The 13,468-nt window shown below is 57.9% G+C and carries 11 protein-coding genes; 8 read left to right on the top strand and 3 right to left on the bottom strand.

What is annotated here, in order from left to right:
* Window positions 1–14: 14 nt before the first annotated feature.
* From hflK to rlmB, 7 genes are all read left to right on the top strand, one after another.
* Window positions 15–1,274: an FtsH protease activity modulator HflK gene (gene hflK / locus ACMWKK_RS09420; RefSeq protein ID WP_112780411.1), complete on the top strand. Its 1,260-nt coding sequence runs from the start codon at window positions 15–17 to the stop codon at window positions 1,272–1,274.
* 2 nt (window positions 1,275–1,276) lie between these two features.
* The gene (hflC, locus tag ACMWKK_RS09415; RefSeq protein ID WP_023334250.1) at window positions 1,277–2,281 is read left to right on the top strand and encodes a protease modulator HflC; all 1,005 of its coding nucleotides are present in this window, start codon (window positions 1,277–1,279) and stop codon (window positions 2,279–2,281) included.
* 71 nt (window positions 2,282–2,352) lie between these two features.
* Entirely contained in the window at window positions 2,353–2,550 is a 198-nt protein-coding gene (locus ACMWKK_RS09410) for a DUF2065 domain-containing protein (RefSeq protein WP_003855996.1), read from the top strand.
* Between the two features lie 104 nt (window positions 2,551–2,654).
* Entirely contained in the window at window positions 2,655–3,953 is a 1,299-nt protein-coding gene (locus ACMWKK_RS09405) for an adenylosuccinate synthase (protein ID WP_024907332.1), read from the top strand.
* Between the two features lie 201 nt (window positions 3,954–4,154).
* Window positions 4,155–4,580, top strand: coding sequence for a nitric oxide-sensing transcriptional repressor NsrR (gene nsrR, locus ACMWKK_RS09400; protein ID WP_023310139.1), 426 nt, complete (start codon window positions 4,155–4,157; stop codon window positions 4,578–4,580).
* Window positions 4,581–4,618: 38 nt separating this feature from the next.
* Window positions 4,619–7,063: a ribonuclease R gene (gene rnr / locus ACMWKK_RS09395; protein WP_045329887.1), complete on the top strand. Its 2,445-nt coding sequence runs from the start codon at window positions 4,619–4,621 to the stop codon at window positions 7,061–7,063.
* A gap of 65 nt (window positions 7,064–7,128) precedes the next feature.
* The gene (gene rlmB, locus ACMWKK_RS09390; protein ID WP_111967108.1) at window positions 7,129–7,860 is read left to right on the top strand and encodes a 23S rRNA (guanosine(2251)-2'-O)-methyltransferase RlmB; all 732 of its coding nucleotides are present in this window, start codon (window positions 7,129–7,131) and stop codon (window positions 7,858–7,860) included.
* Window positions 7,861–7,942: 82 nt separating this feature from the next.
* Here rlmB and ACMWKK_RS09385 read toward each other — a convergent pair whose 3' ends face one another.
* Complete coding sequence (locus ACMWKK_RS09385; protein WP_112780412.1) at window positions 7,943–9,217, bottom strand: MFS transporter; 1,275 nt, start codon at window positions 9,215–9,217, stop codon at window positions 7,943–7,945.
* A 193-nt stretch (window positions 9,218–9,410) separates the two neighbouring features.
* Between ACMWKK_RS09385 and ACMWKK_RS09380 the strand changes: the two genes are divergently transcribed.
* Window positions 9,411–11,033 (top strand): isovaleryl-CoA dehydrogenase, encoded by a 1,623-nt coding sequence (locus ACMWKK_RS09380; RefSeq protein WP_112780413.1) that lies wholly within the window; start codon window positions 9,411–9,413, stop codon window positions 11,031–11,033.
* On the opposite strand, the gene ACMWKK_RS09375 is transcribed toward ACMWKK_RS09380, so the two are convergent.
* Complete coding sequence (locus ACMWKK_RS09375; protein WP_112780414.1) at window positions 11,030–12,961, bottom strand: methyl-accepting chemotaxis protein; 1,932 nt, start codon at window positions 12,959–12,961, stop codon at window positions 11,030–11,032. The two genes, ACMWKK_RS09380 and ACMWKK_RS09375, sit on opposite strands and share 4 nt — an antisense overlap.
* A 171-nt stretch (window positions 12,962–13,132) precedes the next feature.
* A complete protein-coding gene (gene yjfN, locus ACMWKK_RS09370; protein WP_045329878.1) occupies window positions 13,133–13,420 on the bottom strand; it encodes a DUF1471 family protease activator YjfN in 288 nt (95 codons plus the stop codon).
* Between the last annotated feature and the right edge of the window lie 48 nt (window positions 13,421–13,468).

The raw sequence follows: 13,468 nt of genomic DNA, 5'->3' as shown, positions 1-13,468 counted from the left end.
TATGGAGCATATACATGGCGTGGAATCAGCCCGGTAATAACGGACAAGACCGCGACCCGTGGGGAAGCAGCAAACCTGGCGGCAACTCTGAGGGAAATGGCAACAAAGGTGGTCGCGAGCAGGGGCCGCCGGATCTGGATGATATCTTCCGCAAGCTGAGCAAGAAGCTTGGTGGCCTTGGCGGAGGAAAAGGTTCTGGCTCGGGTGGCAATTCCACTCAGACTCCGCGCCCGCCAATGGGAGGCCGTGTTGTAGGTATCGTGGCCGCTGCGGTGGTCATCATCTGGGCAGCCAGCGGGTTCTACACCATCAAAGAAGCGGAACGCGGCGTGGTCACCCGTTTCGGCAAGTTCAGCCATCTGGTTGAGCCGGGCCTGAACTGGAAACCGACCTTCATTGACGACGTGACCGCGGTAAACGTGGAGTCCGTCCGTGAACTGGCGGCTTCTGGCGTAATGCTGACCTCTGATGAAAACGTGGTGCGCGTCGAGATGAACGTGCAGTACCGCGTGACCGATCCTGAGCGTTATCTGTTTAGCGTGACCAGCGCCGATGACAGCCTGCGCCAGGCGACCGACAGCGCCCTGCGCGGCGTAATCGGTAAATACACCATGGACCGCATCCTGACCGAAGGGCGTACCGTTATTCGTAGCGATACCCAGCGCGAGCTGGAAGAGACTATTCGTCCGTACAACATGGGTATTACCCTGCTGGACGTCAACTTCCAGGCTGCGCGTCCGCCTGAAGAGGTGAAAGCCGCCTTTGACGATGCGATTGCCGCACGTGAAAACGAACAGCAGTACATCCGTGAAGCGGAAGCGTACACCAACGAAGTTCAGCCACGCGCTAACGGCCAGGCGCAGCGTATTCTGGAAGAAGCACGCGCGTATAAGACGCAGACCATCCTGGAAGCGCAGGGTGAAGTGGCTCGCTTCGCGAAGATCCTGCCGGAATATAAAGCGGCACCGGAAATTACCCGTGAGCGTCTTTACATCGAGACCATGGAAAAAGTGCTGAGCCACACCCGCAAAGTGTTGGTTAACGACAACAAAGGTGGAAACCTGATGGTTCTGCCGCTGGATCAGATGCTGAAAGGCAGTTCTGCGCCAGCCGCGAAAGGCGACACCAGCGGCGCGAACAACCTGCTGCGTCTGCCGCCTGCCTCAACGGGCAGCGCCAGCACGAACACAACGCCTTCTTCGAACGATGGTGACATTATGGACCAACGCCGTGCTAACGCGCAGCGTAACGACTACCAGCGTCAGGGGGAATAAGGATGCGTAAGTCAGTTATTGCGATCATCGTCATCGTACTGGTCGCGCTTTATACCTCGATCTTTGTGGTGAAAGAGGGCGAGCGTGGGATTAAGTTCCAGTTCAGCAGCGTCGTGCGTGACGGCGACAAACGCCCGGTGATTTACGAACCGGGCCTGCACTTCAAGGTGCCGTTCATTCAGTCGGTGAAAACGCTTGATGCGCGTATCCAGACCATGGATAACCAGGCCGACCGTTTCGTGACCAAAGAGAAAAAAGACCTGATCGTTGATTCCTATATCAAATGGCGCATCAGCGATTTCAGCCGTTACTTCCTGGCGACGGGCGGCGGTGACGTTTCTCAGGCAGAAGTGCTGCTGAAACGTAAGTTCTCTGACCGTCTGCGTTCTGAGATTGGTCGTCTGGACGTGAAGGACATCGTGACCGACTCCCGTGGTCGTCTGACCCTGGAAGTGCGCGATGCGCTGAACTCCGGTACCGCGGGCACTGAAGACGAAGTTTCAACGCCGGCAGCAGATGATGCGATTGCCAAAGCGGCTGAACGCGTTCAGGCGGAGACCAACGGTAAAGTGCCGGTGATCAACCCGAACAGTATGGCTGCGCTGGGTATCGAAGTGGTTGACGTGCGTATCAAGCAGATCAACCTGCCAGTAGAGGTATCCGAGGCGATTTACAACCGTATGCGCGCCGAGCGTGAAGCGGTAGCCCGTCGTCACCGTTCACAGGGCCAGGAAGAGGCTGAGAAGCTGCGCGCCGCAGCGGACTATGAAGTCACCAAGACGCTGGCGGAATCTGAGCGTCAGGGCCGTATCCTGCGCGGTGAAGGCGATGCCGAAGCGGCGAAGCTCTTTGCGGACGCCTTCAGCCAGGATCCTGACTTCTACGCCTTTATCCGTAGCCTGCGCGCCTACGAGAATAGCTTCCAGAGCAACCAGGATGTGATGGTGCTCAGCCCGGACAGCGATTTCTTCCGTTATATGAAGACGCCGACTAACGCTACGCGATAAACTCAGGCTCGTTTGAGTATTCAAACCACCGCTCTCAACGGAGCGGTGGTTTTCTTTTATAAGGAATAAAAATGAATTCAACGATCTGGCTCGCACTGGCCCTCGTCCTGGTGCTGGAAGGTCTCGGACCAATGCTCTATCCGCGCGCATGGCGTCGAATGATCGCCACGATGAGCCAATTGCCGGATAATATTTTGCGACGTTTTGGCGGCGGTCTTGTGGTTGCGGGCATCGTGATCTACTACATGTTGAGGAAAACGATTGGCTGATCAAAAAGTAGGCGCAATCGGCGTATTTTGAGGTCAAAAAGTGCTGTATATCTGAAAAAGCGATGGTAGAATCCATTTTTAAGCAAACGGTGATTTTGAAAAAAATGGGTAACAACGTCGTCGTACTGGGCACCCAATGGGGTGACGAAGGTAAAGGGAAGATTGTTGATCTTCTGACTGAACGGGCTAAATATGTTGTACGCTACCAGGGCGGTCACAACGCAGGCCATACTCTCGTAATCAACGGTGAAAAAACCGTCCTCCATCTTATTCCATCAGGCATTCTTCGTGATAACGTCACCAGCATCATCGGTAACGGCGTTGTGCTGTCTCCTGCTGCGCTGATGAAAGAGATGAAAGGTCTGGAAGACCGTGGTATCCCTGTTCGTGAGCGTCTGCTGCTCTCCGAAGCCTGCCCGCTGATCCTGGATTATCACGTGGCGCTGGACGTGGCGCGTGAAAAAGCGCGCGGTGCGAAAGCCATCGGCACCACCGGTCGTGGTATCGGCCCGGCTTACGAAGATAAAGTTGCGCGTCGCGGTCTGCGCGTGGGCGACCTCTTCGATAAAGCCACCTTCGCTGAAAAACTGAAAGAAGTGATGGAATATCACAACTTCCAGCTGGTGAACTTCTACAAAGCTGACGCTGTTGACTACCAGAAAGTGCTGGATGACGTCATGGCGATTGCAGACATTCTGACCGGTATGGTTGTTGATGTGTCCGATCTGCTGGACCAGGCGCGCAAGCGTGGCGATTTCGTCATGTTTGAAGGTGCGCAGGGTACGCTGCTGGACATCGACCACGGTACCTATCCGTACGTAACCTCCTCGAACACCACCGCTGGTGGCGTGGCGACCGGCTCTGGCCTGGGTCCGCGCTATGTGGATTATGTTCTGGGCATCATCAAAGCGTACTCCACTCGCGTGGGTGCGGGTCCATTCCCGACCGAGCTGTTTGATGAAACCGGCGAGTTCCTGTGCAAGCAGGGTAACGAGTTTGGCGCGACCACCGGTCGTCGTCGTCGTACCGGCTGGCTGGATGCGGTTGCCGTGCGTCGTGCTGTGCAGATCAACTCCCTGTCTGGCTTCTGCCTGACCAAGCTGGACGTACTGGACGGCCTGAAAGAAGTAAAAATCTGCGTCGGCTACCGTATGCCAGATGGCCGCGAAGTGACCACCACGCCGCTGGCTGCTGACGATTGGGAAGGCATTGAGCCAATCTACGAAACCATGCCGGGCTGGTCTGAGACCACTTTCGGTGTGAAAGAGCGTAGCGGCCTGCCTCAGGCGGCGCTGGATTACATCAAGCGTATTGAAGAACTGACCGAAGTGCCGATCGATATTATTTCTACCGGCCCGGATCGTACCGAAACGATGATCCTGCGCGACCCGTTCGACGCATAATGATGGTTTCGCCCGGCGGCGCTGCGCTTGCCGGGCCTACAAAACCCATCGTAGGCCGGATAAGCAACGCGCATCCGGCTTTTTTATCCTCCGTTCTCCTTTCAGTTCAAATAAATTAGCCGCTATCTATCTGGCTGGTTTATCATCATTATTGAATATCTCTGCGGTTTGTCCGCGATTTCCCTTTTTCCTGAGGTTGATGTGCAGTTAACAAGTTTCACCGATTACGGCTTACGTGCGCTGATTTACATGGCGTCGTTACCCGATGGGAAGATGACCAGCATCTCTGAAGTCACAGAGGTCTACGGCGTATCCCGTAATCATATGGTCAAAATAATCAATCAACTTAGTCGTGCCGGATACGTTGCTGCCGTCCGTGGGAAGAATGGTGGGATCCGTCTCGGTAAACCGGCGCAGAGTATTCGTGTTGGCGATGTGGTACGTGAACTGGAGCCGCTGTCTCTGGTCAACTGCAGCAGCGAGTTCTGCCACATTACGCCCGCTTGCCGCCTGAAAAAGGCGCTTTCAAAGGCCGTGCAAAGTTTTCTCATGGAGCTGGATAACTACACGCTGGCCGATTTGGTTGAAGAGAATCAACCGCTTTATAAATTATTGCTGGTGGAATGAAGAAAACGTCCACCGGAGCTGACAACGGAGGAACCGACATGTCACACGATCCTTTCCAGGAACGCGAAGCCGAAAAATACGCGAATCCTATTCCCAGCCGCGAGTTCATCATTGAACACTTAACAAAACGCGAAAAACCCGCCAATCGTGAAGAACTTGCCGTTGAATTAAACATTGAAGGCGAAGAGCAAATTGAAGCCCTTCGCCGCCGCCTGCGCGCGATGGAGCGTGACGGGCAGCTGGTCTTTACCCGCCGCCAGTGCTACGCGCTGCCAGAACGCCTCGATCTGCTGAAAGGGACCGTCATTGGTCACCGCGATGGCTTCGGCTTCCTGCGCGTGGAAGGCCGTAAAGACGATCTCTACCTCTCATCTGAACAGATGAAAATGTGCATCCACGGCGACCAGATCCTGGCGCAGCCGCTGGGCGCTGACCGTAAAGGCCGCCGCGAAGCGCGCGTGGTCCGCGTGCTGGTGCCTAAAACCAGCCAGATTGTGGGCCGCTACTTTACCGACGCGGGCGTGGGCTTCGTGGTGCCGGACGACAGCCGTCTGAGCTTCGATATCCTGATCCCGCCTGAAGAGGTGATGGGCGCGCGCATGGGCTTTGTGGTGGTGGTTGAGCTCACCCAGCGCCCAACCCGTCGTACCAAAGCGGTCGGTAAAATTGTGGAAGTCTTAGGCGATAACATGGGCACCGGCATGGCCGTGGATATGGCGCTGCGCACCCATGAGATTCCGTACATCTGGCCGAAAGCGGTAGAAGAGCAGATCGAAAGCCTGCGCGAAGAAGTCCCGGAAGAGTCTAAAGCGGGCCGCGTGGATCTGCGCTCCCTGCCGCTGGTCACGATCGACGGTGAAGACGCCCGCGACTTCGATGACGCCGTTTACTGCGAGAAAAAACGCGGTGGCGGCTGGCGTCTGTGGGTGGCGATTGCAGACGTCAGCTACTACGTTCGTCCGCACACCCCGCTGGATAACGAAGCCCGCAGCCGCGGTACGTCGGTCTATTTCCCGTCGCAGGTTGTACCGATGCTGCCGGAAGTGCTGTCTAACGGCCTGTGCTCCCTGAACCCGCAGGTTGACCGCCTCTGTATGGTTTGCGAGATGACCATCTCCAACAAAGGGCGCTTAACCGGCTACAGGTTCTACGAAGCGGTGATGAGCTCGCACGCGCGTCTGACCTACACCAAGGTCTGGCATATGCTGCAGGGCGACCAGGATCTGCGCGAACAGTACGCGCCGCTGGTCAAACACATCGAAGAGCTGCATAACCTTTATAAAACGCTGGAGCAGGCGCGCGAAGAGCGCGGCGGGATCTCGTTCGAGAGCGAAGAAGCGAAGTTCATCTTCAACGCCGAGCGCCGCATCGAGCGTATCGAGCAGACCCAGCGTAACGATGCGCACAAGCTGATTGAAGAGTGTATGATTCTGGCGAATATCTCGGCGGCACGCTTCGTTGAGAAAGCCAAAGAGCCTGCGCTGTTCCGTATTCACGATAAGCCGACCACGGAAGCCATCACGTCGTTCCGCTCCGTGCTGGCCGAGCTGGGCCTTGAGCTGCCTGGCGGCAACAAGCCGGAGCCGCGTGATTACGCCGAACTGCTGGAATCCATAAGCGACCGTCCTGACGCAGAAATGCTGCAGACGATGCTGCTGCGCTCCATGAAGCAGGCAATTTACGATCCGGAAAACCGGGGGCACTTCGGCCTCGCGCTGCAGTCTTACGCCCACTTTACGTCGCCGATCCGTCGTTATCCTGACCTCTCTCTGCACCGTGCGATCAAGTATCTGCTGGCGCAGGAGCAGGGCCATAAAGGGAACACGACCGAAACCGGTGGCTACCACTATTCAATGGACGAGATGCTGCAGCTGGGTCAGCACTGCTCCATGACCGAACGCCGTGCCGATGAAGCCACGCGCGACGTGGCGGACTGGCTGAAGTGTGACTTTATGCTGGATCAGGTGGGTAACGTCTTCAAAGGCGTGATTGCCAGCGTGACCGGCTTTGGCTTCTTCGTGCGTCTGGACGAGCTGTTTATCGACGGTCTGGTGCACGTCTCCAGCCTCGATAACGACTACTACCGCTTCGATCAGGTCGGCCAGCGTCTGATTGGCGAGTCTGGCGGCCAGACCTATCGTCTGGGCGACCGTGTGGAAGTTAAGGTTGAGGCCGTGAATATGGACGACCGTAAAATCGACTTCAGCCTGATCTCCAGCGAGCGCGCGCCGCGTAACGTCGGTAAAACCGAGCGTGAACGGGCGAAAAAAACCGGTAACGGTAAGCCGGGCGGCGGTAAGCGTCGTCAGGCGGGTAAGAAGGTCAACTTCGAGCCGGACAGCGCGTTCCGCGGCGAGAAGAAGCAGAAGCCGAAGGCGGCGAAGAAAGAAGCCCGTTCCGCGAAGAAACCTTCTGCGAAGACACAGAAAATAGCGGCCGCCACCAAAGCGAAGCGCGCGGCGAAGAAAAAGCAGGCGGAGTAATTTTCCCCTCACCCTGACCCTCTCCCCAGTGGGGAGAGGGGTAATATTTATTACGAGAACCATCAATGAGTGAAATGATTTACGGCATCCACGCGGTGCAGGCCCTTCTCGAGCGCGCACCGGAGCGTTTTCAGGAAGTCTTTATTCTGAAAGGGCGTGAAGATAAGCGTCTGATGCCGCTAATCCACGCGCTTGAAGCGCAGGGCGTGGTGATCCAGCTGGCAAACCGCCAGTTCCTGGATGAGAAAAGCGACGGTGCGGTGCACCAGGGCATTATTGCCCGCGTGAAGCCGGGTCGTCAGTATCAGGAAAACGATCTGCCGGATCTGATCGCTGAACTGGAGAATCCGTTCTTCCTGATCCTCGATGGCGTTACCGATCCGCACAACCTCGGCGCGTGCCTGCGCAGCGCCGATGCGGCGGGCGTGCATGCGGTGATCGTGCCGAAAGATCGCTCTGCGCAGCTGAACGCCACGGCGAAGAAAGTGGCCTGCGGCGCGGCGGAAAACGTTCCGCTGATCCGCGTGACCAACCTGGCGCGCACCATGCGTCTGCTGCAGGAAGAGAACATCTGGATCGTCGGCACTGCCGGTGAAGCGGATCATACCCTGTACCAGAGCAAAATGACCGGCCGTCTGGCGCTGGTGATGGGTGCGGAAGGCGAAGGCATGCGCCGTCTGACGCGCGAGCACTGCGACGAGCTGATTAGCATCCCGATGGCGGGCAGCGTGTCGTCCCTGAACGTGTCCGTTGCAACAGGCATCTGCCTGTTTGAAGCGGTGCGTCAGCGTAGCTGATTTTCGCCCGGTGGCGCTTCGCTTACCGGGCCTACGGTTTTGTAGGCCGGGTAAGGCGGAGCCGCCACCCGGCAAAACAACCTCACTCCTCCAGCGACCGCAAATGGTCATCCTTCCTCAGCGTCATCAGCGCGAAAATACTCACGACCGCCGTCGCCATCACGTAATACGCCGGAATATCCAGATTGCCCGTCTCTTTAATCAGTCCGGTAATGATCAGCCCCGCACAGCCCGAAAAAATCGCGTTCGATAACGAATAGGCCAGCCCCAGCCCGGTATAGCGCACGCGCGTCGGGAACATTTCGGATAGCATCGCCGGGCCCGGCCCCGCCAGCATGCCCACCAGACCACCCGCAATGAGCACCACAATCGCTTTGACCGCCAGCGTGCTTGATTCCGCCTGCAAAATTTTGAGCAGAGGCAGAGCGAGGATCAGCAGCAGCGCGGTGGCGATAATCATCACCGTGCGGCGCCCGATCCGGTCGCTCAGGATCCCCGAAGGAATGATGGTCAGTGCAAAACCAATATTCGAAATCACCGCAATCAGCAGGGCCTGATTAAACCCGGTGTGCAGCGCCGACTGCAGATAGGTTGGCATAATCACCAGATAGGTATACCCCGCCGCAGACCATACCATCACGCGCCCAATCCCCATCACGATGGCCCGAAGCGTGGCGGCCGTATCCGCCTGTGCGACAGCCGGTTTATCCTGCTGCTGCACAAAGCTGGGGGTCTCCTCCATGCTGACACGAAGCCACAGCGCAACAACGCCCATCGGCAGCGCCAGGAAGAAAGGAATGCGCCAGCCCCAGTCGTGCAGGGCCTCAGGCGTGAGGAGGGCGGAGAGCAGCGCCACGATGCCGGCCCCCGCTAACAGCCCCAGCGCCACGGTGAAGGACTGCCACGCGCCATAAAGCCCGCGCTTGCCGCGCGGAGCGAACTCCGTCATCAGCGAGACCGCGCCGCCGTATTCGCCGCCCGCGAACAGCCCCTGCAGGATGCGCAGCAGCGTGATAATGAGCGGCGCGGCAATCCCGATGCTGGCGTAGACCGGCACCATGCCGATGGCGGCCGTCGCGAGCGTCATCAGCACCAGCACGATGATGAGCGTCGGCTTACGGCCTATCCGGTCGCCGATGCGGCCAAACACCACCGCACCCAGCGGGCGGAAGAAAAAGGCGATGGCGAAGGAGGCGTAGGTGAGGATCAGGCTGGTGAGCCCGGCTTCTCCTTCAAGCTGGAAGAAGTTCTTCGCAATCACGGTCGCCAGAAAACCGTAGACCGCAAACTCATACCACTCGATAAAGTTACCAATGGAGCCTGCAATTAATGCTCGCTTGTGCGCATCCGGTTGCATAACGATCCTCACTGAAAGGGGTAAGAATAAATTATTCAACAAAAGCGAAGTCATGAAATAGTTTATTCTTATGTTCTGTGAGCTATTTCACGAATGATATCAGCGGGATCGTGAACGTGTGACTCCCCTCCCATGCAGCGTGCGCGCGGTCTGTCCATACTTATCGTCATTGCCACTGAAGGAGGGAGACAGCATGCACTGGCAGACCCATACCGTTTTCAATCAACCCGCGCCGCTTTCCAACAGCAACCTTTTCCTCTCGGACTGCGCCCTGCATGACGCGGTTTCCCGCGAGGGGGCCGAGTGGGATGTTGAGCTGCTCGCCAGCATCGGGCAGCAGTTAGGTACCGCGGAATCGCTGGAGCTGGGCAGGCTGGCGAACGTCAATCCGCCGGAGCTGCTACGCTATGACGCCACCGGGGAGCGACTGGATGACGTCCGCTTTCACCCGGCATGGCACCTGCTGATGCAGGGGCTGTGTGCCAACCGCGTACATAACCTGGCGTGGGAAGAGGAGGCGCGTAAAGGGTCGTTTGTCGCGCGGGCCGCACGCTTTGTGCTTCATGCTCAGGTAGAGGCGGGCACGCTTTGCCCAATCACGATGACGTTTGCCGCAACGCCGCTGCTGCAGCAGGCGCTTCCCACGCTCTTTCACGACTGGCTGACGCCGCTGCTCAGCGACCGCTACGATCCTCATCTGGCCCCTGGTGCGCAAAAGCGCGGCCTGCTGATCGGCATGGGGATGACGGAAAAGCAGGGCGGCTCGGACGTGCTGAGCAACACCACCAGAGCGGAAAAATGCAGCGACGGCAGCTACCGGCTGGTGGGGCATAAATGGTTTTTCTCCGTCCCGCAAAGCGATGCGCACCTGGTGCTGGCCCAGGCGAAGGGCGGGCTGTCATGCTTTTTTGTGCCGCGCTTTTTGCCTGACGGGCAGCGCAACGCCGTCCGGCTGGAGCGTCTGAAGGACAAGCTCGGGAACCGCTCCAACGCCAGCAGCGAGGTGGAGTTTCTTGATGCCGCCGGCTGGCTGCTGGGAGAAGAAGGCGAAGGGGTAAGGCAGATCCTCAAAATGGGCGGGCTGACGCGCTTTGACTGCGCGCTGGGCAGCCACGGGCTGATGCGGCGGGCGCTCTCGGTAGCGCTATACCATGCGCACCAGCGCCAGACCTTCGGTAAAAATCTCATCGATCAGCCGCTCATGCGCGAAGTGCTAAGCCGGATGGCGCTGGTGCTGGAAGGGCAAACGGCGCTGCTGTTCCGCCTGGCCCGGGCGTGGGATAAGCGTGCGGATCCGCATGAGGCCGCCTGGGCGCGGCTGTTTACCCCGGCCGCGAAATTTAGCGTGTGCAAAGCGGGCATTCCGTTTGTGGCAGAAGCGATGGAGGTGCTCGGCGGGGCAGGGTACTGCGAGGAGAGTGAGCTTCCTCGCCTGTATCGCGAGATGCCGGTGAACAGTATCTGGGAAGGATCCGGCAACATCATGTGCCTGGACGTGCTGCGCGTGCTGGCGAAGCAGCCCGGCATTCACGATCTGCTTGCCGACGAGTTTGCGCAGGTGAAAGGGCAGGACAGACATTTCGACCACAGCTGGCGACAGCTTCAGCAAAAACTGCGTAAGCCGCAGGAGGCGCAGGGGCGGGAGATCGCGCAGCAGCTTTTCTTGCTCGGTACCGGAAGCCAGATGCTGCGGCACGCATCGCCTCCGGTGGCGCAGGCGTGGTGCCGCATGATGCTGGACACCCGTGGCGGGACGCTGATGAGCGCGCAGGTGCAAAACGACCTGCTGCTGCGCGCCACGGGCAGAGTCGGCTAGCCTTTTAGCTGGAACAGGCTCACCAGCTGGGTCAGGTGTGAGCCCTTCTCGCGCAGCGTTTGAGCGGTTTGTTCGCTGCGCGAGACGCGATCGGCATTGATATGCGACGCTTCGCCAATATGGGTCATGGCGAGATTCACCTGGCCGATCCCGGCCGACTGCTCGCGTGAGGCATGGTTAATCTCGGTGACCAGCTGGCTGATGTTATCAATATGAATGATGATCTCATCCATCGCCAGGCGCGTCTTTTCAGACAGCGCATGACCTTCACCCACTTTTCTGAGCGTATCGCCAATCAGCTGTTCAATCTCCTTCACCGCATTCGCGCTGCGTCCTGCCAGGGCGCGAACTTCCTGCGCCACGACCGCAAACCCTTTGCCGTGCTCGCCCGCGCGGGCCGCTTCCACCGCCGCATTTAGCGCCAGAATATTGGTCTGGAACGCGATGGACTCGATCACGCGCGTGATGTCTTCGATGCGTTTTGACGCTTCGCGAATGTCGTCCATGGTCGACACCGCGTGGGTGACCGTCTCACCGCCCTGATGAACCGCGAGCGAGGTTTCCTCCACCAGCTGCTGGGTTTGCTCCATATTGGCGGCATTTTGCTGCACGGTGGCGGCCAGCTGCTCCATGCTGGCGGAGGTCTCTTCCACGCTGCTGGCCTGCTTGTTGATCTGCTCTGAAATCTCGCCTGTGTCGGCGGCCAGCGCGTTGGTGCCCAAATGGATCTCGCCCGCGGCCTCGCGGACCTGAAGGACAATTTGCTGCAGCCCGCCGCCGATGCCGTTAATGGCATCGATCAGCTGGCCGACTTCGTCCTGGCGCGTTACCGGCAGGCTGGAACGAAGATCCCCTGCGGCATATTGCCGGGCAAGGTGGATCACGCTGCGCAGCGGTCGGGTCAGTACGCGGCGAATAATGACCACGAACAGGCCAGCAAACAGGATGGATAAGACCACGCCGGCCAGCAGGAAACGATCGCGCATGGCGGTAACGCTTGAGAGCAGCACCGATTTATCCACTTCGCCGACGATAGTCCAGTTCCAGCCTGGCAGCGGCATATAGGCCATTTTCAGCGTGCGCCCGTCGTCGCTTATGCGTTCCAGCGTGCCGGGTTTGTCGCCCAGTAGCTGCTGCTGCGTCGCGCTGTCCCACTTCGGCAACTTGCCCTCTTCGCTCGCATGGAACAGGTATTGCCCGCGCGTTTTGCCGCTGCTGCGATCCAGCACGAAGAAGTGACCGCTTTCGCCCAGGCGGCGGTTGAGGATTTTCTCGCGCATGACGTTCCAGGAGTGGGTGATGTCCACCCCGACAAAGACGATCGCAATGACCTGTCTTTCGGCGTTTTTCACGGGCTGGTACTGGGTGATGTAGCGCTTGCCAAACAGCAGCGCCAGGCCGCGGTAGACTTCACCTTTGCTGACGGCCGCAAAGGCCGGGCTTGCGGCATCCAGGACGGTTCCCATGGCGCGGTCGCCGTTCTCTTTGCGCAGGGAGGTGGCGACGCGGACAAAGTCGTTACCGCTGCGAACAAACAGCGTGGAGATGGCTCCCGTACGATTCAGGAAGTCATCAGAAAAAGTCGTGTTTTCATGCAGTTCAGTGTCGCCCCCTTTCAGCAGCGGAACGGTGAGCCCGTTTATGGTCCGGGTCTGCTGAGTATCGACGCTAAACGGCTGGGGCAGAAATGTCGTAAACAGCCGGGTATAGCTTTCGACTTCCTCGCTCAGGCTGGTATTAAACATCTGCACCATATCAACCATGCCGGTGGACTGATTATGCAGGTCTTCGACCGCGAGGGCTTCAAGCTGCTGGCTGGCTTTTTGACCGAGCAGAAAGGTGAAAAGCAGAAACAGCGTGGCGACACTGACGCCCGTCAGCAGAGACAGCTTCGCCCCCAGGCCTGCACGGCGGAAAACGTTGATCATAAATTGCTCATCATTGAAAAGGTATGGTTCTTCAACGGCAGAGCAGGGATTACGTTTACCGTTTTAATGTAACAAAATGTTATTTAATTGTTTTGAATTGGTTTTATATAGGATAAAAAATTTGCAAAAGCGAAAAGCCACTAAAAATAAGTGGCTTTATCAGGAGGTGTATTACACGTAGAGAATGGCCTGTACCCGCCAGTGGTCAATGTGGTTATCTTCCTGCATCTGAATGATGCGATACCATGAAGCACCCTGCTCATCAGCCTTTAATGCCACGAGGCGTTCAACGTCTTGCGGGCTCCCCGAGATATTGTTCACGGAGATCTGGCCGATTTCATTCAGGCCAGTCACACAGTCAGCACTGGCGAATTCTGCTGACTGCGCGGTGGTGCTCACCAGGCCTGCTGAGAGCAACAGAGAGGTCAAAGCAAGAGTTCGTTTCATCGTCAGCTCCATTTCACATATCTCCGGTATCCGCCGGGCAATCCTTCGCGAATAAACTCC

It is taken from the genome of Enterobacter sp. 01-M-03-SI-ECC, from assembly GCF_047530215.1.
Taxonomy (GTDB): Bacteria; Pseudomonadota; Gammaproteobacteria; order Enterobacterales; family Enterobacteriaceae; genus Enterobacter; species Enterobacter chengduensis.
Note: the sequence above shows the minus strand (reverse complement) of the source record. Positions and strands in the feature narration are given on the sequence as shown.

Excerpts from the sequence above, each read along its gene's own strand:
- hflK (WP_112780411.1), top strand. The coding sequence starts at position 15 with ATGGCGTGGAATCAGCCCGGTAATAACGGACAAGACCGCGACCCGTGG.
- ACMWKK_RS09405 (WP_024907332.1), top strand. The coding sequence starts at position 2,655 with ATGGGTAACAACGTCGTCGTACTGGGCACCCAATGGGGTGACGAAGGT.
- ACMWKK_RS09380 (WP_112780413.1), top strand. The coding sequence starts at position 9,411 with ATGCACTGGCAGACCCATACCGTTTTCAATCAACCCGCGCCGCTTTCC.
- ACMWKK_RS09375 (WP_112780414.1), bottom strand. The coding sequence starts at position 12,961 with ATGATCAACGTTTTCCGCCGTGCAGGCCTGGGGGCGAAGCTGTCTCTG.
- rlmB (WP_111967108.1), top strand. The coding sequence starts at position 7,129 with ATGAGTGAAATGATTTACGGCATCCACGCGGTGCAGGCCCTTCTCGAG.
- rnr (WP_045329887.1), top strand. The coding sequence starts at position 4,619 with ATGTCACACGATCCTTTCCAGGAACGCGAAGCCGAAAAATACGCGAAT.
- ACMWKK_RS09385 (WP_112780412.1), bottom strand. The coding sequence starts at position 9,217 with ATGCAACCGGATGCGCACAAGCGAGCATTAATTGCAGGCTCCATTGGT.
- ACMWKK_RS09410 (WP_003855996.1), top strand. The coding sequence starts at position 2,353 with ATGAATTCAACGATCTGGCTCGCACTGGCCCTCGTCCTGGTGCTGGAA.
- hflC (WP_023334250.1), top strand. The coding sequence starts at position 1,277 with ATGCGTAAGTCAGTTATTGCGATCATCGTCATCGTACTGGTCGCGCTT.
- yjfN (WP_045329878.1), bottom strand. The coding sequence starts at position 13,420 with ATGGAGCTGACGATGAAACGAACTCTTGCTTTGACCTCTCTGTTGCTC.